This is a genomic window from Kitasatospora sp. NPDC058046 (assembly GCF_042885595.1).
GTDB lineage: Bacteria > Actinomycetota > Actinomycetes > Streptomycetales > Streptomycetaceae > Kitasatospora.
This window is the reverse complement of sequence record NZ_JBHVRS010000007.1, coordinates 360,018-381,933: the sequence shown is the minus strand read 5'-3', so window position 1 is coordinate 381,933 and position 21,916 is coordinate 360,018. Positions and strand designations below refer to the sequence as shown.

Sequence of the window (21,916 nt, the reverse complement as noted above, 5' to 3'; positions counted from 1 at the left end):
CACGGACGCGGCAATGACATGACAGCCACACCCGGCATCCCTGGGTGCCCTGATCTTACGAATGACCAGAACGATCCCACGAAGAAAGGTATGGAAGACATGTCCGTCGCACGAACCGTACGTACCGCACGCACCGCGCTGCTCGCCGCCTTCGCCGCGCTCACCCTGCTGCTCAGCGGGGCCGTCACCGCGGCACCGGCCACCGCCGCCACCACGGGGCTCGACGACACCTGGGCCTGCTCCGTCCCCTCCGGCTACGTCTACGAGGGGGTCGTCTTCAGCCGGACGTGTAGCGGCGGCGGCAGCTGGAACTCGCCGCAGTACCACCTGCGCACGCCCGTCGACGGCCTCACCGCCTGCTCGACCGCCCCGGGCTTCACCTACGACGCCGCCGGCTCGTCCACCACGTGCAGCCTGACCCAGGGCGTCCCGTCCACCACCTTCCACCTGCGCGTCCCGGTCAGCGGCATGTGGGCGTGCAGCGTCCCGAGCGGCTTCACCTACAGCGCCACCACGTCGAACCTGGACTGCGCCACCGTCCGCAACGTGCCGACCACCAAGTTCCTCCTGGCCCGCTGACCCCAGGCCCGCCGACCGGCTGACCGGCTGACCCGCTGACCCGCTGACCCGGACCGTCCGTGGGTGGCGGTCCGTGCCGCACGTGCAAGAGGTGATCCGGTCGGCGAGGACGTGCTCTCGCCGACCGGATCACCTCAGGGGTCCGTGCTCAGGGGGCCGTGCTCAGTGGTCCGTGCTCAGTGGTCCGTGCTCAGTGCGGGGGCGGTCAGAAGATGAGCTTCCAGCCGTCGAGGTGGCCGGAGTCGCCGCGGTACGTGTCCTGCATGCGGAGGCGCCAGGTGCCCTTGGCGGGCTGGGCGGAGGCGTCCACCGTGTAGGTCTCGATGACGTTCTCGCCCGAGTCGCTGAAGCTGCCCTTCTTCAGCGAGTACACCGTGCCGTCCGGGCCGACCAGGTCGATGACCAGGTCGCCGCGCCAGGTGTGCTTGATGTCCACGCTCACCTTGAGGTCGCTCGGCGCCTGGCCCTGGAGCCGGTCGACGACGATGTCGGAGAAGACCGCCGGGCCGCCGTCCGGGATCGGCAGGGAGGTGCTGTTCGCGAAGATGCCCGGGGAGACCCGCCAGGTGAACGTCGTCGACGTCCTGCCGCGGTGGGAGCTCTGGGCGGTCACGGTGACCGTGTAGGTGCCCGGGAGGGCCGGGACGCCGGTGACGCGGCCGGTGACCGGGTGGAGCGTCAGGCCCAGCGGGAGGCCGGTCGCGTGGTAGGTGACGATGCCGGGGTTGAGGTTCGAGGCCTCGATCCCGAGGTCGGCGGAGGTGCCGATCGCGGTGATCTGGTTGGTGACGGGCTCCAGCAGGAGGCCGTCGACGACGCGCGGGCCGACGTTGATGGCCGCCCAGGCGTTGGCGGTGTTCTGGTACGTCGTGCTGTTCTTCCCGTACAGGTCGGCGGCGGCCTGGAGGGTGGCGGTGCGGGCGGCCGCGTAGTTGGTCGACGAGGTCATATAGGTGGTGAGCGCCCGGTACCAGATCTTGGCCGCCGCGTCCCGGCCGATGCCGGTCACCGGCAGGCCGTCGGAGGTCGGGGAGTCGTAGGCCACGCCGTTGACGGTCTTGGCGCCGCTGCCCTCGGAGGCCAGGTAGAACCAGTGGTTGGCCGGGCCGGAGGAGTAGTGGACGTCGACGGAGCCGACGTCGGCCGACCAGTAGTCCCTGGAGCGGCCGTCCTTGGAGGGCTTGTCCATGTAGCGCAGCGGGCTGCCGTCGCCCCGGATGTCGATCTTCTCGCCGACCAGGTAGTCGCCCTTGTCCTCGGGGTTGTCGGCCCAGAACTCGATCGCGGCGGCCATGATGTCGGAGGTGGCCTCGTTCAGGCCGCCGGACTCGCCGCTGTAGACCAGCTTCGCGGTGGCGGAGGTGACGCCGTGGGTCATCTCGTGGGCGCCGACGTCGATCGAGGTCAGCGGCTTGACGTTGCCCGCGCCGTCGCCGTAGGTCATGCAGAAGCAGGCGTCGGACCAGAACGCGTTGACGTAGTTCTTGCCGTAGTGGACCCGGGTGTAGGCGCCTACGCCGTCGTCCTTGATGCCGTTGCGGCCGTGGACGTTCTTGTAGTAGTCCCAGGTGAGTTGGGCGCCGTAGGCGGCGTCGACGGCCGCGGTCTGCCGGTTGGCGACGGTGCCGTCGCCCCAGGTGTCGGTCGGGTTGGTGAACAGCGTCCTGGTGCCGCTGGTGCCGTTCAGGTCGTAGGTGCTGTGGCCGCCGCGGGTGTTGTCGGTCATCGCGAAGCCGCCGGCGACCGCCGAGGTGCCGATGGTGACCTGGCCCGAGTACTTGCTGGTGCCGACGCCGGTCTCGATGCCCTGGTACTCGAAGATCTTCTTGCCCGTGTCGGCGTCGGTGATGACGTGCAGTTCGGACGGCGTGCCGTCCTCCTGCGTACCGGTGACCACCGTCTCCCAGGCGAGCCGCGGGGTGCCGGACGCGGCCCAGACCACCTTGCGGGCGTCGTCGGCCGCGGCCTCCGTGACCTTCGCGCTCCCGGCGCTGTCGAGCGCGAGGCCCTTCGCCGCGTCAGCGCTCTCCTTGGGGGTGGTGTCGACGGCGATGTCCGCCTCGGTGGCCTTGATGACGCCCCTGGTGGTGCCGTCGGGGGCGGTGTGGACGACCAGGTCGCCGCCGAGCACCGGGAGTCCGTCGAAGGTCCGCTCGTAGCGGGTGTGCAGGCTGCCGTCCGCGTCCTTGGTGACGCCCTTGACGACCAGTGCCTCCTTCGCGTCCAGGTTCAGCGACCTCGCGGTCTTCGCCAGGGACGCGTCCGCGGAGGCCAGCAGCTCGCCGCGCTGCTCGGGCGACAGCTGCACCGGCATCGCGCCGGCGAAGGCCTGGACCCCGGCGGGGGCCTCGGCGGGAGTCCCGGCAGGAGTGTCGGCGGCGGCGACGCCGGGCGTCAGGGCGGCCACGACCATCGCGGCGCCGACTAGCAACGCGCCCGCGGCGGTGGACTTTCGGGGGGATCGAGTCACACGGAACTCCTTCTGCGACGGCCCGGGTTCGGGGGCCGGAGTCAGCCGGGCGGCCTGGGGTGACGCCGCCCGGTAGAGCTGGTGGTTCGAATGAGATGGGAAGGAACAGTGTCATTTTTGGTCTGAACGCGTCACCCTTTGTGCAACAAGTTGGCCGAATACCTTCGCCAATGACGTAATGGGGAGGTAATTCTTCGCCAGAAGGCGAGCAATGCGGGGGGAAAACCGGTGCACCGCGCTGTCGTGGGTACCGGCACGGCGCCGTGGCAGACTCGGCCCATGACGATCTCCCTGCCCGAGCCCGACCAGCAACTCTCCGACCCCAGCGAGCTGTTGCTCGACTACCTCGACTACTACCGCTCCGTGATCGGCGCCAAGACCGAGGGGATGTCCGACGCGGAGCTGCGCGCCAGCCGGCTCCCCTCCGGATGGACCATGCTCGAACTGCTGAAGCACCTCGTCCACATGGAGCAGCGCTGGCTGCGCTGGGGCTTCCGCGCCGAGCAGGTCCCGGCGCCCTGGGGCGACCGGGGCCCGGAGGACCGCTGGTACGTCGGACCGGAGGAAACGGCCGCCGAACTCCTCGCCGCGCTGCACGCGGGCGGCGAGCACACCCGGGCCGTCGTGTCGGGCACGCCCCTGTCCACCGTCGCCGCACCCGGCGGCCGCTTCCCCGACGACGGCACCCCGCGGCCCACCCTGGGCTGGATCCTGTTCCACGTCCTCCAGGAGTACGCCCGCCACGCGGGGCACCTGGACATCGTCCGCGAGCTCACCGACGGCGCCACCGGCTGACGCCCGGAGCCGGCGGGCGGGGTGCGCCCGCCGGCTCACCCGGCCAGGTGGGCGAGCAGCGCGTCGCCCGCCGGGTAGGGGCGTTCGGCGGGGAGGAGCTGCCGGGCGGCCTCCAACTCCCCGTCCCGCACCCGGTCGTGGACCGCGTGCGCGAGCGCGGTGACGTCCTCGACTGCGACGATCCACTCCTCCGCGTAGCGCGCGGCCGCCTCCCCGGCCAGGCCGAGTTGCAGCGACCGGTGGGGCAGTGGCTGAAGGTGCAGATCGCGCTCCGGATCCCACTGCACCCGCGCCGGGGACCTCTTCAACCGGCGCTGCCAGGAGGCCCGGTCGGGGTGCAGCCCGCGCTCGTAGTGGGACAGGCAGCTGTTCCGCAGCGCCCATTCGAAGCCCTCGCGGGTGATCTCGACCGCCAGGACGGTCTCTTGGCCCTCCTTCCTCGCCCACCCGCAGCGGTACATCATCCAGAGGAACGACGGCTTGATCCACGTCATCCGGTCCCGCTTCCACGCCGCCGGGAAGCGGCCGTCCCGAGCGCTGGGCAGCCCGATCTCCGGCGCGTACGCCTGGTAGACGGTCACCGTCGAGTCGGTGTGGAGGGCACGGATCTGGTGCTTCGGTTCTGACACGGTGACCAGGGTCGGCCTTCAACGCACCTCGCGCCAGCGATTTTCCCAGCTCGGCGGGGGTGTGTGCCCGTCAACCGCCCGCCGCGTACGGCCAGTTCGCAAACTGATCTCTGGACACAATTAGTTTGTCATGCAAACCTGGTCCTCATGGCGACTCAACCCGTTCAGCCCTCAAGCGACCCCCGGCACCTCCTGGCAGCGACCGGCGCCGTGATCCAGCGCGTCCGCCGTGAGCAACGCGGCGCGTGGTTCCCGCTCCTGGCCTTCGCCGCCGTGAGGTTCGGCGCGATACCGATCGTGCGGTACGGCCAGGGCCCCTGCGACGCGCCCCGCTACGGCCTGGGTGGAGTCTGCGTCAACTCCCTTCCCCCCGCCATGTGGTACTGGCCGGTGGCGCTGCTGCTCTCCTACGCCGCGATCAGCTGGTTCTACCTCCGCCGGTCCGCCCGGCTCGGCCTGGGCACCCGGATCCGGCCGTACCTCGTGCTGGGCGTCGTCCTCGCCCTGCTCATGACCGCCGACCAGGTGTGGACGGTGTCCCACCCGGGCTTCCTCGCCGACCTCTACGGGCAGCCGGGACCGCTCTCCGCGGTCGCCGACACGCTGATGAGCCCGGCCGGCACGATCGGTCTGGCGCTGCTGCTGCTCGCCTGGATCGAGCGCAGCTGGCCGCTCCTCGCCGTGACCTGCGGATACCTGATCGCCATGCTTTCCTCCGACGACCTTCCCAGCTTGTCCCCGTGGTCCTTCCTCCCCGGCGTGCTGCTGGAAGGCGGCGTGCTGCTGCTCGGCGGGATCGCCCTCGCCCTGCTGCACCACCGGGCCCAGGGACGGTCGGCCGCATGACCGAGCACCCCACCAGCGGCCTCGACGACGTCGTCCACCAGCGCGTCCGCCTGGGCATCCTCGCGGTCGCCAAGGAGGCCCGGCGGGTGGAGTTCACCTTCCTGCGCACCACCCTCGGCCTCACCGCCGGCAACCTCTCCCAGCACCTCGGCGTTCTGGAGAAGGCCGGCCTGGTCACGATCGACAAGGGCTACGAGGGCAAGCGCGCCCGCACCTGGATCCAGCTCACCAGGGCCGGCAAGAAGGCCCTGCACGACGAGATCGCGGCACTCCGGAGCCTGATCCACCGCCTCGAAGGAGCCGAGGAACCCGACGGGGGAGCCACCGGGACGACCGACCCCGGCCCCGCGGCCGCCCCGGCGCCCCACTGAGATCACTCCGGGAGGCCCCCGGACGTGCCGCAGGGCGGCAGCACCGGTTCGGCCGGTGCTGCCGCCCTGCGTGTTTCCCGTCCGGTCAGCCGAGCGGGGTCAGCTCCACCTCGTAGCGGTAGAGCCGGTCGTTCACCCAGCACGCCAGGTCGGCGCCGGCGGTGTGCCGGGCGAGTTCGGCGAGCAGGCGCTCGGTGAACCCGTCCAGCTGCCGGGCGTCGACCGGGGCGGCGCCGGAGCGGGCCCCGGCGGCGAAGGGGAGTTCCTCCGCACGGGACGACACGGTGTAGGTCACCGAGTCACCCGCGTCCTCCGACGGGGCGAGGTGCCGGCCGGGCTCGTCCTCGGTGAAGACCAGTCCGGTGCCCGAGGCGGCGCGGTTGGCCGCCTCGACCAGGGAGAAGCCCGGTGCGGTCAGTGGAGCCTCGCTCCCGAGCCGCAGGTCGACGACACCTTCCGACAGCTCCGGGAGGATCCGGTAGCTGTAGGCGTCATCGACCTCGAACGCCGATTCCGCCTCCGGCCACGCGCCGTGCAGTTCGGCGACGAGGGACCGGCAGAACGCCCGCAGGGAACCGAGGCTGTCGTCGGTGTCCTCGGTCGTCCAGTAGATGGAGACGTGGATGAAGCAGTCGTAGTCACGCTGCCCGTCGCCGGGAGGCCCGGCGACGGCGGGCCCGGCGAGGTCACCGGGATCGGCGCTCAGCCGGATCCGGAACTTCGATCCGTCCGTGCCCACGCGGTGGTGCCACGGTGCCGTGAGCGGGTCGCTGACCGGCACCAGGACGTCGGCGATCTCCTGGGCGGTGAGAGCGGGACCGGACGGTCGTCTCACCAGGATGGCGGCATCAGTCGACACGGCTCAGCACCCGTGGCCCTTGCACTTGTAGTCGCCGCCGATCCTGCCGTCGATGTGCCAGCCCCCCGGGTCTCCGGCCGCCCAGATGTGGTACTCCTGGAAGTCCGAACTCCGTCTCCGCAGGTAGTCGTCCAGGCTTGCCATGGCCGTCTTGGCGGAGTAGTCGTCCGGCATCTTGATGTAGGTGCGTACGGCGCCCTTCCCGTTGGACTTCCTCATGTTGTCGTGGACCGCGGTCGGTCCGGGCTTGGTCTCCTTGAACTCGGACGGCACCCCGTCGACCCAGGCGTCGAAGCCCTTGCCGGACTTTCCGCCGTCGTCCAGCGTCGCCTTGACATGGGAGCCGCCTCGGGCCAGTTCGAAGGCTATCGCGTACTCGCTGTTGCTGAGCGACCAGGTGGTGAGGTTGCTCCCCTTCTTGGTCAGCGTCTTGAACCGCTGCTCGTCGAAGGGGGTTTCGGACTCGTCGATCCGGCCGGCGATGTCCTCGACGTAGTTCTTGTCGACGATGTCCTGGGCCAGGTTGGCCCACTGGCAGCCGTCCCGGGCCGAGCGGTGGCAGTACTTCTTGTTGATCTCCCGGATCTTCTCCAGGTACTCGCCGATGATCGGGTTGTCCGGCTGCATCAGCCAGGCCACCCGGGCCTCGTGCCACTTCTTGCGGTTCTCCGGGCTGCCCGAAGTGGTCTTGCTCGGGGACGTCGATCCACCGCCGCCACCGCCGCCGCCACCGCCGCCACGGGTACTGGGAGCCTCGTCGTCGTCACCGCCGTCGGTGCAGTTGGTGACGCACTGGTCGCCCATGGTCGGCTCGTGGAACGTGCCGTTCATGCCGACCCAGCCGTGCAGCGCCATGTCGTTGCCGGAGCAGTCGTCGGCGCACATCTTGCGGCCGTCGGGGTCGCTGGTGCTGGTCGGGTTGCCGCCCGAGTAGGCGTACCCGTTCAGCTCCTTGGGGCTGGCCGGGTCGAACACCGGGTCGATGCTGAGGAACCGGCCCAGGGACGGGTCGTAGTCACGCGCTCCGAGGTGGACCAGCCCGGTGGGCTCGGTGACACCGCCCAGGAAGCCGTGGCTGCCCGACCAGGTGGCCGGTGCCGCGCCGCGCTGCTCGCCGTACGGCGTGGTCCGCTTCTGGGCGACCGCGCCGGTCGACGCGTCGACGTTCAGCTCGGCGGTGGAGTGGTGGTCGGCGACCTGGAAGGCGACCTTGTTGTCGTCGGTCCGGACGGCCGAGGCCTGCCCCAGCGAGTAGTACCTGGTGGCGACGGGCTTGGCCGCGCCCTTGGTCAGGGTCAGCTCGGTGGTGCCGAGGTAGAGCGTCCAGTTCTCGGCGCCCGGGTTGGCGCTGTCCAGGACGTGCGAGGTCAGCCGGCTGCCGCTGGGGTCGTAGAGGTACTCCGTCGTCCTCGTGCTGGTGACGGGCCCGTTCTTGACGGTGTCGACGACCTTGCCGAGCTTGCCCTCCGCGTCCCAGGTCAGCGCCTGGTCGCTGGTGGCTCCGGCGGCGAGGTCCCGGTGGCGGGCGATGGTGTTGCCCGCCGGGTCGTAGCCGGCGGTCTCGGCGAGGACGCCGGCGCCGCTGGTGCCCTTCAGGGTGTGCGGCTGGGCGGCCGTCGCGCCGGGGTAGTTGTACTTGGTGGTGACGTCCTTGGCGGGGTCTCCGGTGGTGTCGTGCCGGGTCTGGGTGTCCCGGGTGCTGTCGGGGTTGAACTGCCAGCTGGTCCAGTACGGGGCCGGGCCGCCGAGCGCCTTGGCGTCGGGCGTGGCCGGGCAGCCGGTGCCGCTCGGGGTGAACGCCTCGGTGAGCCGGGCCAGGTAGTCGTACTGGAAGCACTGCCGGTCGGTGCCGGCGCGCGAGGTGTCGCTGATCGACGTGACGTTGCCGACCTGGTCGTAGGTGTAGGCGGCAGCGCGCAGCGGGCTCGCCACGCCGTACTGGTCGGTGCGGCTGGACGCCAGCCGCTGGGTGCCCCACTCGTAGGCGTTGGTGAGGTAGAGCTGCTTGTTCGCCGTCCCGTCGGACAGCGTGCTCTGCAGCGGCTTGCTGGTCAGGCTGTAGGTCTGGCCGGTGAGGTAGCTGCTCAGACCCTGGGCCGTGGTCATCCGGGTGAGGGCGTCGTAGCCGTAGGCCACCGACTCGGCGGCGAGGTTGCCGGCCGCCGGGTAGCTGACGCTCTGCTGCTTGCCGTCGAGCCGGTAGATCGTGCCGCTGACGTAGCTCCCGGCGAGGGCCTCCTGGCCGGGGACGGACGGAACGCTGAGCGTGGTCCGGGTCGGGCGGCCCAGCGCGTCGTACAGCGACCAGGTGGTCGTGTACGGGTAGGTGGTGCCGCCGACGGTGGAGTACCGGGTCGCCGAGGAGATCAGGCCCTTGTTGCCGGACGGGTCCCAGGTCTGCGAGGTGAGCAGCGGACCCGACACGGAGCCGGAGTGCAGCTCGGTCTGCCGGTCGAGGTTGTCGTAGGCGTACGCCAGGGTCTGGTTGTTGCCGTCCCGGCTGGTGGCCAGCCGGCCGCGGTCGTCGTAGGTCTTGACCGAGGTGCCGGAGTCGGGGTCAACGGTCTTGACCTGACGGCCCTGCTGGTCGTACGTCCAGTTCCACTGCGTCCCGTACTGGTCCGTCAGCTGGGTGGTGTGTCCGGCCGGGTCGTAGCCGTACCGGATGGTGTCGTAGGCGCCGCTGGGGGAGCCCCCGCGGTACTGGCGGATCTCGCTGGTCCGGCCGCGGGCGTCGGTGACGGTCGTCGCCGGCGTGCCGCCGGTGGGCGGGGTGACGGTGACCCGGTCGCCGCCGTACTCGGTGAGCGTGGTGGCGATCGGGGTGCCGACGCCGTTGCCCGCCAGGGTGGTGGACTTGACGACGCGGCCGAGGCCGTCGAAGGCGACGGCGGTCTGGGTCTCGACGCCGGTGGCGTCCTCGACCTTGAACAGGGTGCCGGAGGCCGCGCCGGTCGCGTAGTAGCCGGCGTAGGCGAGCGCGGCCTGCCCCTGCTCGTCGTAGAAGGTGTCGGTCAGGACCCGGCCGCCGTTGTCCCCGGGGGACTGGGTCTGACGGGCCCGGCCGAGACCGTCGTACAGGGTGTACGCGGTGGCCTGGGAGCCGTCGGCGTTGAGAGCCTTGGTGGAGACGACCCGGATCTGGCCGTCGTTGTCGGTGTAGCCGAACTCGTGGTTCGGGGTCTGGCCGGTCCCCTTGGACCGGTTCGGCAGCCAGATCTTGAGGGTGCGGCCGAGCGCGTCGTACTGGGAGTCGGTGCGGCGGTTGTTGGCGTCGACGGTGTCGACGGCCTGGCCGCGCAGCAGGTCGAGGTCGGTGACGGAGACCATGGCGGTGGCGGGGGTGCCCGCGACCACCGGAGGCCCGGTCGTGGTGACCTTGGTCGGCCGGCCGTTCGCCGGGGCGAAGCCGGTGGTGGTGGTCTGCGCCAGCGGGCTGGCGGTGGTCACCGGTCCCGTGGCGCCCGTGGTGTCGAACACCGTGGTGGACGCCAGCTTGGTGGTGCTGTCGGCACGGCCGTAGGCGTCGTAGTGGGTCGTCCCGTCCAGGTAGGTGGCGCGGTTGCCGGAGCGGGACTTCAGGGCGTGCACGGTGGTGGCGTCGCCCTTGACGGGAGCCGCGCCGTAGGCCTGGCCGTCGTAGCGGGTGCGGATGTCCGACAGCACCGCGGAGGTGCCGTCCGCCTGGGTGTCGCGGTTCACGGCCGCCGAGCAGTTGGCGGCGACCATCTCGATCTGGATGCTGCCGGTGAGGATCCAGGCCGCGGTGTTGTCCGCGTACGTCGTGCGGGTGCAGGTGTCGTCGGTGCCGACCGCGACGTCGCCCAGGTCCTCGGTCTGCGTCGTACGGCCGTAGCCGTCGAACGAGGTCGCGGTGCGGGTCTCGCGCCAGGAGGCTCCGGCGCCCTTGTCGAGGGAGGTGAAGGACCGGGTCGCCTGGGTGCCGGTGAGGTTGGCGGTGGTGGTGCCCCAGTCGTTGGAGCGCTTGGCGGTCTCCTTCTTCCACGGGGTGCTGACGGACTTGGAGAGGATCACGCCGCCGGGCTTGTCGTACTGCTCGCTGCGGTACTCGTAGCCGGCCCAGGCCTGGTCGTCGGTCAGGACGGTGCCCTGGCCGTCGTCCACGGTGACGCCGCGCTTGCTGTTCTTGTCACCGGGGTTGTCGCGGTCCTGGTCCATGCCGCGCAGGAAGTAGTGGTCGGCCTGCGTGGTCATGCCGGTCACGCCGCCGGTCTCGACCCGGGCGTGGGCGTAGCCGCGCCACTGGGACCAGGTCTTGAGCTTGGCCGGGGTCAGGCCGTCCTCGTCGTCGAAGTGCCAGGCGGCGTCGCCGAGGTAGCTGTAGTGGGTGACCATGTCGGGCGCGCCGCCGGTGCGGTCGGTGGCGATGACCGCTTCGACGACGTACTTGTTGAACCACTCCGTGGTCACCGGCACGTCGTTGGACGGCTGGTACATCTGCGGGAAGCAGCGGGTGGTGTTGGTCTGCGGCGTGGGCAGGGCGTTCCAGTCGCAGGCCGCGGCCGAGTAGTTGACGTCGAGCTGGCCGCCCTGCTCGTCGGTGATGGTGCCCAGGCGCTGCTTGATGAACGGCATGCGGCCGTCACCGACCCTGTCGAGCCGGTTCGCCAGCTGCTTGTAGGCGAAGCCGGTCTTCGGCAGGGTGAGCGCCGGGGTGGCGGACGACCCGGTGTGCTGGATGGAGTCCAGCAGCAGCTGGTAGTCGAAGTCGGCGGTGCCCCACTTGTGGTTCAGGGTCCACGTGTCGACCGCGGCGTAGTTCCCGTCGGCCTGGAGCGTCCTGGCGGTGACGGAGGTCAGCCGGGTCCGGGTGAAGTAGGTCGGCGAGGACTGGCCGGTGCAGTCGGTGCCGTCCTTGCAGTTCTGGTCCCACGGGGTGTCGTACCAGTACTGCCGGTTGGCGTCGATCTTCGCCGGGTCGCAGAGCGCGGCGTTGGTCTCCAGGCAGCGTTCGGCGGTGCCGAAGTCGACCCGGCCCATCGGCTTGACGGTGGCCGAGTAGACGTCCTGCTGCTGGCCGTACTCGATGTGGTCCAGACGGCCGCCCCGGATGTAGGGGGTGCGGTCGGAGGCCTTCAGGTTGCGGCCGTAGTTGTTGGTCTCGGGGGTGTACCAGTAGGTGATGTCGTTGCCGTGGGCGTCGACCACCAGGTCCAGGTTCCACCGCCAGCCCTGCTGGCACCAGGAGGACGCGAAGTCGGCGCCGTTGCACGGCTCGCCCGCGTTGTTGCCGTACACCGGCACGGTGTAGACGGACTTGGTCTCCGGCTTGCCGGCGCCCCAGTTGGGCAGGCGGTTGTAGCCGAAGTAGTAGTTCGTGCCGTCGGCGGTGGTGGCGCGGAAGTACTCGCCGTCGTTGTCGCCGTTGCCCCGGCCGGTGTCGCGCAGGCGGGTGACCTTGGTGTTGTCGTCGCCCTTGATCCGCCACTCGTCGCCGGAGACCGGGATCAGCTCGCCGGAGTGGCCGCCGAAGCTGATGGTGCCGTTGTCGGTGCCCCAGCACAGGTCGCCCGGGCTGTTGGTGCCGGTCTTGGGCGCCCCGTCGTCCGCGCAGGCCTTGTAGCTGCGCTCGACGAAGCCGGGGGAGAGCTCGAAGCCGTCACCGGCCCAGGAGGCCTGGTTGTTGCTGTTGGCCGTCCGGCCGTCGATCGCGCCGGAGTTGTAGGACAGGCCGATCTTCGGGGTCAGCCCGCCGGGCATCGTGGTCAGCGGCATGTCGTACGACCAGCTGAACGACCCGCTGTTCAGCGAGGTCGACCAGGAGGACGCCGGGGTCAGCGGCGTGGCCTTGTAGTCGCCGCTCGGACCGGCGCTGCCGGCCGTGGCGGCCAGCACCATCGCGCCCGGCGCGGACGCCAGCCGCATCGACCCGGCCGGGGCCGTGGTCAGGGCGTCGGCGGCGACGGTCTGCTTCGCCACGTCGTTGCCGCCCGGCAGCGGGGTCTGCACCCGGCACTCGGGCAGGTCGGGCGTGGTCAGCGCGCACTCGGGCAGGCGGACCAGCTTCAGCCGGGAGCCGAAGCCGGAGCCGGCGGCCTGGGCGAAGGACGAGTAGTCGACGGCCAGGCCGCTGTTCTCGTCGGCGCCGGAGACGGTCAGCAGCAGGCCGTTGATCCCGGCCTTGGCGGCGGCGTCCTGGCCGAGCAGCTCGACCTTCGCCTTGCCCGCCGCGCCGGCGGAGGAGAGGGCGACGGGCAGTTTGTCGGCCTTGACCGCCTTGCCCTTCTCGCCGGGGACGTCGACGGTGGCGCTGCCCGCGCCGGGCAGGGCGCCGTGCTTGCCGTCGACCGTGCTGACGGTGGTGTCGGCCTTGCGGCCCTTGGTCTTCGCGTCCGAGCCCTTGACGGGCTTCTCGGGCGAGACCGCCGAGGGCTTGGTGTACGGTTCCGCGGCCGCCGCGACGGCGGCCAGCGGCAGTGCCGGCAGCAGCGACCCGACCAGCGTGCCCGCGATGATCGCGGACACTCTGGTGCGGGTCGGCCTCGGCACCGACCTCTTCCTGCTCATGTGGGGAACAACTCCTCAGGGGAAAACGGGTGTGACGGACCGTGGGCCGGGCGGCAGGAAGCCGCCCGGCCCACGGAAGGTTGGGGAATCAGACGCCGGTGGAGGTGCCCAGCTCGACGTTGTAGTCGGCCAGCTTGGCGATCTGCGCGGGGCTCAGCACGCCCTGGTACAGCCAGACGTCGTCCAGCTCACCGGAGAAGTACTCGCCCCAGGCGCCGGACGCCCTGGTACGGCCGAACTGCACGCCGCCGCCCGCCTCGTAGGGCTGCGGAGCGCCCGTCCAGGAGATGTGCGGGGTGCAGGACTTGTCACCGTCCGCGCAGCCCTGGTTCTCGACCTGGCCGTTGACGTACAGGGCGAGCCGGTCCGCGAAGGCGTCGTAGCTGACCGCCAGGTGCGTCCAGTTCTCCATGACGGAGGTGGCCGGAGTGTGGGTCGTCAGGGTGCGCGCCGCGCCGTTGGCGTCGGAGTCGCGGACCTCGGCCTGCCACTGACCGGTCGGCTGGCCGTTGGCGTCGTTGCCCAGCGGGTGCCAGCGCAGGGTGACCGCGCTGTTGTTGGCGCCGGCCACGGACAGCACCGTCATGTCCCGGGTCGGGACGCCCGCCGTGTTCGCCCAGCCGGCCAGGGTGAAGCTCTGGCCGGTGTGCAGCGGGACGGAGCCGGTGGCCGCGTAGCCGGTGGAGCCGTTCAGCAGCAGGGTGCCGGGGGTCTGGAACAGGCCGCCGTCGGCCTTGATCGAGGCGCCGCCGCCGAGCTGGGCGCCGGCCTTGGCCGGGCCCTCGTCGGGGGTGACGGCCGGGGCATCGGCCGGGGTGCTGGTGGCGGTGTTGAGCTTCCAGCGGCCGGCCAGCTGCGGGCGCTGCTGGACCATGGCGCCGGCCTCGGGGCCGGTGACGACGCGGTCGTAGATCCGCACGTCGTCGATCTCGCCGCCGAAGAACTCGCCGTTGGCGCCCTCGCGGTTGACGGCGCCGATCTGGATCGGGCCGGGGTTGGCCCACGGCGCGTTCTGGGTGTAGTCGGACTGGCCGACCAGGAAGCCGTTGATGTAGAAGCGCAGCTTCTTCGCGGCGGTGTCGGAGACGCCCAGGAGGTGGGTCCACTCACCGGTGGTGCCGGTGAAGCACGGTACGCCGTTGATCTGGCTGCCCGCGGTGCAGGCGTCCTGCCAGGTGCGGACCAGGGTGTCGGCGGAGCTGTCCTCCTTGTAGCGCCCGAAGATCCAGCGGCCCCAGTAGGGCGAGTAGTACAGCGAGAACTCGTTGTTGTGCTGGCCGATCTGGGTGACCGCCATCTTCGGGGTGGTGTCACCCGGCGTCGGTGCGGGCAGCTTCACCCAGGCGGAGACCGAGAAGTCCCGGCTGCCGTCGACCTGCGGACGGGTGCCGCGCAGGTAGTCGTCGACGCCGTCCAGGTGGATCGCCTTGTCGGCGATGCCGGGGCGGCCGAGCGCGACGCCGTTGTAGGCGGTCAGGTTGTCGGTCTCGGTGGTGCCGACGGGCTTGGCGGAGCTGCCGTCCAGGTGCCAGACCGCCTTCGCGGGGCGGCCGGTGGCGAGCTGCTTGTCGGCGGCCACGTCGGCGGCCTCGGCCTTGCTCAGGGAGCGGTCCCAGAGCCGGACCTCGTCGACCGAGCCCGTCCACGGGTCGGTCCAGTTGCCGTGCCACTTGGAGCGGCCGAACTCCAGCGGGCCGCGCGCGTCCCAGGTGGCGGTGACGGCCACCGGGGTGCCGGGCACGCCGTTGACGTACAGGGTGCTGGTCCTGGCGGTCGGGTCGTAGACGCCGACCAGGTGGGTCCACTGGCCGAGCACGACCGGGGTGTCCGAGCTCGCGGGCTCCAGGGTGTAGACGGCGTTGGTGTCCTGGGTGGAGGTCCACATCGTCCACTTGCCGTTCATCAGCCCGAGGGCGAAGCGGGCGGCCCAGTTGCCGTTCTCACTGAGCGCGACCCGGTTGCGGCTGGTGTCGCCGGTGAGGTTGACCCAGGCGGAGACGGCGAAGCCGCGGGTGGTGTCCAGCACGTTGCCCTGGGTCTCGGCGTAGCCGTTGGCGGTGCCGTCGAGGGCGAGGCCCTCGGCGAGGTGGCCGGGGGCCCCCGCGGTGGCGCCGGAGCCGAGGGTCGCCTCGAAGCCGCCGCCGGTGCCGGTGACGCTGGTGCCGCTCGGGTCGTCCATCGACCAGCCGGTGCGCTGGGCCTGCCCGGTGAGCACGTTGAAGTAGTACGTCTCGGGCTGGGAGGCGTTGCCCGCGCCGTCGACGGCCCGGGCGGAGATGAAGTGGACGCCGGCGGTCTGCGGCTGGATGCGGACGGTCTGGCCGGCGCCGCCGCTGGTGGCGACCTCGTTCGCCGCGGACGGTGAGGTGTCCAGGCCCCACTGGTACTTGACCACGTCGGTGGCGGCGGACTTCAGGGTGAACTGGCCGCTCTTGCCGACGCCGTCGGTCCACGGGAGCGCCGCGGTGGCGTCCTTGGAGCCGGGGTAGGCGTCCGAGGTGATCGCCGGGCCGTCCGGTGCGGAGGTGTCGACGATGAAGTAGCAGCCGGTCGGGTCACCGTCGGAGGACCACGGCCCCCACTGCGCGCCGTCCCAGGCGCGGGCCTCCCAGTCGAGCTGGAGGTTCTTCGGCAGGTCGGTCGGCAGCGGCCAGGAGAAGATCGAGCCGGAGGCCTTGAAGGTGTTGCCCCCCGGTGCGGCGTCCTCGGAGCCGGTGGACCACCAGCGCCGGCGCAGGCCGGTGCCGTCGTCCCAGCCGACCGCGAACTGCACGCCGATGGCCTCGCCGTCCGGGTCGGTGGCCCGGGTGGTGACCTGCGGCATCTTGTTGATCTTGATGCCCGGGTACTGGCAGACCGAGCCCGGCGACATCGTCATGTCGGACATCGGGATCTGGTTCGGCCGCAGGTTGTAGTACACCGACAGGTAGGCGTCGTCGGTGAAGCGCTTCCAGGCGAGGGTGTCGCCCTCGTTCTGGGCCTTCAGGCCGAAGGTGATGGTCGGCCAGCCCCAGTTGGCGGCGTCCTGGACGAGGTTCTTCACCGCGCCGGTCTCGCCGTACTCCAGCCAGCCGCCGGGGCAGTTGCCGCTCCAGCCCTTGGCGGTGTTGATGGTCTGCAGGTAGCGGCTCCAGAACCCGGAGGCGTTCTGGGCGTTCCAGTTCAGGCCGGGGGAGATGTAGCCGGTGCTCCACAGCTCGACGGGCCGGGCGTCGCAGGAGTACGACCAGCTCTCGTAGGTGCCGAAGGTGGCGCCGAGGATCTGCTTGCCGACGAACGGGTTGGACACCTGGAAGAAGGCGCGCTTCACGTCGGTCGGCGCGCAGCGGGAGGTGTCGCCGCAGTAGCCGACGCCCCAGTCGTGGACGTAGCTGCTGTTGTACGTGAAGTGCCAGTACGCCTGGCTCGGGTAGGTGCGCGAGACGCCCGCCCAGTCGCCGGCGTGCGGGGTGTTCCACGCCGGGTCGATCATCACCGGGTAGACCGTGTCCGGGGCGTCCAGCATCGCCTGGTCGGGCGAGAGCAGCAGGGCGTCCTTGGGCAGCTCGACCTTGAGGCGGGTCATCTTGGCGCCCTCGCCGGGCAGGTCGCCGTAGCCGGCGACGGCCGGGTCGGTCGGCGCGGGGGCGGCGGGAGCGGCGGGAGCGGCGGGGGCGGCGGGGGCCGCGGCCTCGGCTTGCGGTGCCGCCTGCGGGGCGGCCTTGAACGCCTTCGGCGCGGCGGGCGCGGCAGGTGCGGCGGGCGCGGCGGCCGGGGCACTCGGAGCGGGCGCGGCGCCGGCCGGCTTGGAGGAGTCCCACATCACCGGGACGGGCGCCTCGAAGACGGTGCCGCCGCCGGAGGGGTCCTTGGCCTTGAGGGTGCCGTCCGCCTCCTGGCTGACCGTCAGGCCGTTGCCCTGGAGGCCGAGCCGGAGCTGGTCCAGCTCGGGGTTCTTGGCGGCCTCGGCGGTGTGCACCACGATGACCTGGGTGAACCCGGTCTTGGTGGCGGACAGCTTCAGGTCGACGTCCGGCAGGATCGACGCGTACTCGGCGGTGGCGCCGTTGACGGTCGGCTTGGGCAGCGGCTTGGGCCAGCTGAGCTTCAGCTCCTTGCCGGCCCGGGCCATGGTGACCAGCGGTGCGGTGCCGCCGCCGGAGAACGTCAGGTCGGCGGTGGAGCCCTTGGGGGCGATCGCGCCGCCGGGCAGCGTCCGGAGGGTGGGGTCGAGGTCGACCCAGGCGCCGTTCTTGCGCACCCGCTTGGGCTGGACGTAGGTGGTGGTCTTCAGCTTGCCGTCGGGCTGGGCGACGGTGTCGCTGGTCTCGCCGCGCTTGGCGAGCACCTCGACCGGCTGGCCGGTGCGGGCGGCCTCCTGGACGGCCAGGGTCTCGGCGGTGTCCTGGGGCTCCGTCACGCCGGGGGGAGGTGTCCCTCCGGCGGCTGCGGCGGGCACCACCGCGGTCGCGGCGAGCGCGACCGCGGCGAGTGCCGCGGCGAGCATGCTGCCCGACCGTCTTGCTGCTGTTCTCACTGTGCGTAAGCTCCGACTTCCGGAATGTGGGCGAAGTTTGAGCGGATCTTTATGGACACCTAAAAGAGCTGTCAACGCTTCATCAGAAATGCATGAGAAAAGAGCCCTTGCTGCGGCCCTGTCAGACGGGGGGCAGCTCGGGTGAAAACGGATGAACCGACCACTCGGGTGTGAGGTAAATCACGCCCCGAAGGGCGGTCGCCGGCCTGCCTCCGAGGCACGTCCGGCGGTCGCGAACGGTGACGCACGGCACCGGGGCGCCGCTCCGGCCGCCGGATCGACGACGCTCCGTCGGGCAATCTCCGCTGGTCACCACGGGTCTCAAGGCGGGATCCGGGGGGCGGGCGCGAGGTGAGACGCTCGGCAGGGCCGTACGGTTCCCGGGATCCGAAAGGTCGTTCTTGCGAGGTTCGGCGCGGGAAATCCGATTCCTGCTGGCTGGCCGTCAGGTCGGATAACCAGGCTTTACCGCAGTGGAGTTGTCGGAGAAATGGGCAGCAGAATTGCCAACTCCGGCTTTCCGAAAGCACAGAGGTGCCCCCGGAGTATCGAACACCCGGGGGCACCTGAGGAGTTGATCGCGGCAATTCGGCCGTCGCGGCGCTACACGGCTCTCACTCGTGCAGCGCCCGCGCGCTGCCGTCGACCCGGACGCTGCCCGGCAGGGCGATGAGTTCGGGCTTGAACAGCGGCTGGGTGTCCATCGCGGGCTCCCAGGTCGCCAGCTTCTCGTCCTGGGGCACCTCGATCCGCCGGTCGGCGGCGAGGTCGTCGACCACCTTGAGCAGCAGTCGCACGCCGAGCGGCGCCAGATGGTCGCGCCACAGGCTCTGCGCGGTCGAGCCCGGGGGCACGAGCAGGTGCTCCTGGGCGGCGAGCGGGCCGCCGTCGGTGCGCTCGGTGAGGTGGTAGACGCTCCCGCCCGTCACCTTGTCGCCGTCGCGGATGGTCCACCGGATCGCGTCCCGGCCGCGGTGCAGCGGCAGCAGGCTGGGGTGGTAGCCGATGGTGGCGAGGCCGGCCCGGGCGCGGGTCCGCCGGCCGAGGAAGGCGTGCGAGTGCGCGGCGAGGATGACGTCCACCCCGTCCGGGATGTGCATCGCCCGCAGTTCGAGCGAGTCCGTCCAGGGGATGTCCCGGGGGAACGCCCAGGCGCGCAGGCGGTCCCAGGACATCGCGTCGCTCTCGTCGGTCCTGCCCTTGCGCAGCCGGGGCGCGGCCGCGCCGACGATCTTGTGCCCCTTGTCCAGGAGGGCTTCCGCGACCTGGACCGCGAACGCCCCCTGCCCTGACATGTAGATGTTCATCCGCACTCTCTCAGTCCGGAGTGGTCGGGCGTGAAGCGCACCGGCATGGTGGAGAACCCGGTCAGGAAGTTGGACCGGATCGGCAGCGCCTCCTCGGTCTGCTCGAACCCGAGGGTGAAGTCCCGCAGGGCCTTCAGCAGTTCGGCGATCTCCACCTTGGCCAGGTACGAGCCGACGCAGAAGTGCGGGCCGTACCCGAAGGCCAGGTGCTTGTTGGGGGTGCGGCCGAGGTCGAACTCCCCGGGCCGGGCGAAGACCCGTTCGTCCCGGTTGCCGGAGGCGTGCCAGAGCGTGACGATGTCCCCCGGCCGCAGCCGTACGCCGTGCAGTTCGGTCTCCCGCTCGACGCTGCGCCCGAAGTGCATGGTGGGCGACGCCCAGCGCAGCACCTCGTCCACGGCCGTCTCGATCGCGACCTCGCCCCGCTTGAGCCGGCGCCACTGCTCGGGGTGGGCCGCGAGGGTGCGGACGCAGTCGATCATCGTCAGCCGGCTGGTCTCGTCGCCCCCGATGATCAGGCTGTAGCAGTTGAGCACGACGTCCTCGTCGGACAGCGGCACACCGTCGACGGCGCTGCCGATCAGCATGCTGATCACGTCGTCGCCGGGTGCCTCGCGCCGCTCCTCGACGATGTCCATGAAGTACATCAGGATCTCGTTGCGGGCCATCTCGGAGTCCACCTCGTCGACGTCCTCGTCGTCCGCGGACAGCGCCGTCTTGGTGAGGCTGAGCAGGTAGTCCCGGTCCCGCTCGGGGACGCCGAGCAGGTTGGAGATGGTGGTCATCGGGATCCGCGAGGCGATCCGCTCCGCGAAGTCGCAGCCGCCGGAGCCGACCGCCTCGCGGATCCACTGCCGGGTGTTGACCCGGACGGTCCCCGCGACCTCGTCGAGCACGCGGGGCGAGAGCACGCGCTGGAGGATCTTGCGCAGCTCCAGGTGCCGGGGCCCGTCGGTGACGGCCAGCATCCGGCCGGCCCCGGCGTCGCCGCCCTCCAGGAGGGTGACGAGCACGTTGCCGCGCTGGGACGTGAAGTTCACGTTGTCCCGGTAGGTGGCCATGATGTCGTCGTAGCGGGAGAGCACCCAGAACCCCCGGCGGCCGTCGACCGGCGGGTTCCAGTGCATCGGCGCGGTGTCCCGCAGGGTGCGCCAGAACCCGTCGAGGTCGTGGTCGGCGAAGGTGGCCGGGTCGCCCAGGTCCACGGTGTCCAGTGCCGGTGTGCTCATGCCTACCAGTCCGTCCGCCAGAACCGGCGGGGCTGGAAGGGGTAGGCGGGCAGCGGTGCGCGGCGGCCGGTCCCGTCCCGGTGCAGGGCGTCGAAGTCCACCTGCTGCCCGGTCACCCAGGCGGCGGCCAGGTCGGTCAGGGCGGGCGCGTCCTGGCCGGACGGCACGATCCCGCCGTCGGCGCGGGAGAAGGAGCCCGGGTCCGTGCGCGGGGCGGCGGCGGTCGAGGCGACCGGGCCGCGGGCGTCGTCGGACAGCGCGGCGATCAGCTCCTCGCGGCTGCGGACCACGGCCGCCCACCGGCGGCCCATCACCTTGCGGCCGAGGTTGAGGGTGAAGCAGACGTCGTCCAGGCGCAGTTCCGGGCGGGCCTCCAGCCACTCCCGGAGCCGGGTGCGCTGACGGGCCAGCGCGTCGTCGTCCATCGCGGACAGGGTGGCCAGCCGCGGGCGGCCCGCCTCCTCGGGGGCGCGTCCGGCGGGTGCCGGCGGCTCCTCCAGCACCAGGTGGGCGTTGTAGCCGCCGCCGCCGAGGGAGGTGATGCCCGCGCGGCGGATGCCGGCCTCCGGCTCCCAGGCCGCGCCCTCGATCTGCGGCACGAAGGGGGTGCTGGGGAAGTCGAGGTCCTGGTTGACCTCGGTCAGGTTGATGGTGGCCGGGAGCGTCCGGTGGTACAGCGCCAGCGCGGCCTTGACCGCGCCGAAGCCGCCGGACACCACGCCGCCGTGGCCGACGTTGCCCTTGACCCCGCCGATCGAGGCGGTCGCGGTCCGCTTCCCGAACGCCATGGTCGCCGCGTGGACTTCGAGCTCGTCGGTCACCGGCAGGCCGAGGCCGTTGGCCTCGTACATGGACACGGTGTCCGGGCTGACGCCGCCCACCTCCATCGCCGCGGCGATGCACGCGCTCAGCCGCTCGGGCTGGGCCAGGCCGTACGCCATCGCGCTGACGCCGTTGTTGTTGACGGCCGAGCCCCGGACGACGGCGTAGACGTGGTCGCGGTCGGCGACGGCCCGGCCGAGCGGCTTCAGCAGCAGGGTGACGACACCGCTGGACAGCGCGCTGCCGGTGCCGTTGGCGTCGAACGGGCGGCAGTGGCCGTCCTTCGACAGGATGCGGTTCTCCTCCCACAGGTGCCCGCGCGGGTGCGGCAGGCGGACCATCGCGCCGCCGGCGATCGCCATGTCGCTCTGGCCGAGCAGCAGTGACTGGCAGGCCAGGTGCACCGCGTAGTGGAAGCCCGCGCAGACGGCGGCGACCGTGACGGCCTCGCCGGTGAGCCCCATGTAGTACAGGGCGTTGGAGGTCATGCTGTCCGGCGACCACGCCAGGCTGGCCTCGATCGCCTCGGGGCCGACCGACGCCCGGTCCGGCGGGGAGCTGTAGAGCGCGGCGGTCTGCGGGTTGTTGGCGCCGTACATGCCGATCTCGGCGGTGAGCCGGTCCGGGTCGTAGCCGCCGTCCTCCAGGGACTCCCAGGCGCTCTCCAGGTAGAGCCGGTTCTCCGGGGTCATCGCGGCGGCCATCCGGTCGCTGATGCCGAACACCGACGGGTCGAACCTGTCGTACGTGTCGAGGACGCCGCAGGCCCGGACGTAGGACGGGTTGTGGATCAGGGTCTCGTCGACGTGGATGTCCTCCTTGGCCAGGAACGACACGGTCTCCCGGCCGTGGACGAGGACGTCCCAGAACTGCTCCTTGGTGCGGGCGCCGGGCGCCCGCAGGGACATGCCGATGACGGCCACGTCACCCGGGTCGTACTCCTGCTCGGGGCTGTCGGTCATGGA

At 71.3% G+C, this 21,916-nt stretch carries 12 protein-coding genes; 4 read left to right on the top strand and 8 right to left on the bottom strand.

Annotated elements, in window-relative coordinates; genetic code table 11:
* The first annotated feature begins 99 nt into the window (after positions 1-99).
* Positions 100-579, top strand: coding sequence for a hypothetical protein (locus ACFVU7_RS17900; RefSeq protein WP_074006051.1), 480 nt, complete (start codon positions 100-102; stop codon positions 577-579).
* A 205-nt stretch (positions 580-784) separates the two neighbouring features.
* On the opposite strand, the gene ACFVU7_RS17895 is transcribed toward ACFVU7_RS17900, so the two are convergent.
* Positions 785-2,992, bottom strand: a complete 2,208-nt coding sequence (locus ACFVU7_RS17895) for a M4 family metallopeptidase (protein WP_388045906.1) — start codon at positions 2,990-2,992, stop codon at positions 785-787.
* Positions 2,993-3,328: 336 nt separating this feature from the next.
* Between ACFVU7_RS17895 and ACFVU7_RS17890 the strand changes: the two genes are divergently transcribed.
* Entirely contained in the window at positions 3,329-3,844 is a 516-nt protein-coding gene (locus ACFVU7_RS17890) for a DinB family protein (protein WP_074006049.1), read from the top strand.
* 35 nt (positions 3,845-3,879) lie between these two features.
* Here ACFVU7_RS17890 and ACFVU7_RS17885 read toward each other — a convergent pair whose 3' ends face one another.
* Positions 3,880-4,473 carry a DUF4291 domain-containing protein gene (locus tag ACFVU7_RS17885; protein WP_388045893.1) on the bottom strand — a complete coding sequence of 198 codons (594 nt, stop codon included), beginning with the start codon at positions 4,471-4,473 and terminating at the stop codon, positions 3,880-3,882.
* A gap of 147 nt (positions 4,474-4,620) precedes the next feature.
* On the opposite strand from ACFVU7_RS17885, the gene ACFVU7_RS17880 reads away from it, so the two are divergent.
* Positions 4,621-5,319 (top strand): hypothetical protein, encoded by a 699-nt coding sequence (locus ACFVU7_RS17880; protein ID WP_388045891.1) that lies wholly within the window; start codon positions 4,621-4,623, stop codon positions 5,317-5,319.
* Positions 5,316-5,690 carry a winged helix-turn-helix domain-containing protein gene (locus tag ACFVU7_RS17875; protein ID WP_388045890.1) on the top strand — a complete coding sequence of 125 codons (375 nt, stop codon included), beginning with the start codon at positions 5,316-5,318 and terminating at the stop codon, positions 5,688-5,690. Before ACFVU7_RS17880 ends, ACFVU7_RS17875 begins: the two co-directional genes overlap by 4 nt.
* Before the next feature lie 85 nt (positions 5,691-5,775).
* Here the strand turns inward: ACFVU7_RS17875 and ACFVU7_RS17870 are convergent, their stop codons facing one another.
* From ACFVU7_RS17870 to ACFVU7_RS17845, 6 genes are all read right to left on the bottom strand, one after another.
* Positions 5,776-6,549: a hypothetical protein gene (locus tag ACFVU7_RS17870; protein ID WP_388045889.1), complete on the bottom strand. Its 774-nt coding sequence runs from the start codon at positions 6,547-6,549 to the stop codon at positions 5,776-5,778.
* Between the two features lie 3 nt (positions 6,550-6,552).
* Positions 6,553-13,077 (bottom strand): RHS repeat domain-containing protein, encoded by a 6,525-nt coding sequence (locus ACFVU7_RS17865; protein ID WP_388045887.1) that lies wholly within the window; start codon positions 13,075-13,077, stop codon positions 6,553-6,555.
* Between the two features lie 88 nt (positions 13,078-13,165).
* On the bottom strand, positions 13,166-17,563 hold the full coding sequence (locus tag ACFVU7_RS17860; protein WP_388045885.1) for a LamG-like jellyroll fold domain-containing protein: 4,398 nt from the start codon (positions 17,561-17,563) through the stop codon (positions 13,166-13,168).
* Positions 17,564-18,207: 644 nt separating this feature from the next.
* On the bottom strand, positions 18,208-18,900 hold the full coding sequence (locus ACFVU7_RS17855) for a formyltransferase family protein (protein ID WP_049651695.1): 693 nt from the start codon (positions 18,898-18,900) through the stop codon (positions 18,208-18,210).
* Positions 18,897-20,129 carry a cytochrome P450 gene (locus tag ACFVU7_RS17850; protein ID WP_388045883.1) on the bottom strand — a complete coding sequence of 411 codons (1,233 nt, stop codon included), beginning with the start codon at positions 20,127-20,129 and terminating at the stop codon, positions 18,897-18,899. Before ACFVU7_RS17850 ends, ACFVU7_RS17855 begins: the two co-directional genes overlap by 4 nt.
* A 2-nt stretch (positions 20,130-20,131) precedes the next feature.
* A complete protein-coding gene (locus ACFVU7_RS17845; RefSeq protein WP_388045881.1) occupies positions 20,132-21,913 on the bottom strand; it encodes a beta-ketoacyl synthase N-terminal-like domain-containing protein in 1,782 nt (593 codons plus the stop codon).
* Positions 21,914-21,916: the final 3 nt, after the last annotated feature.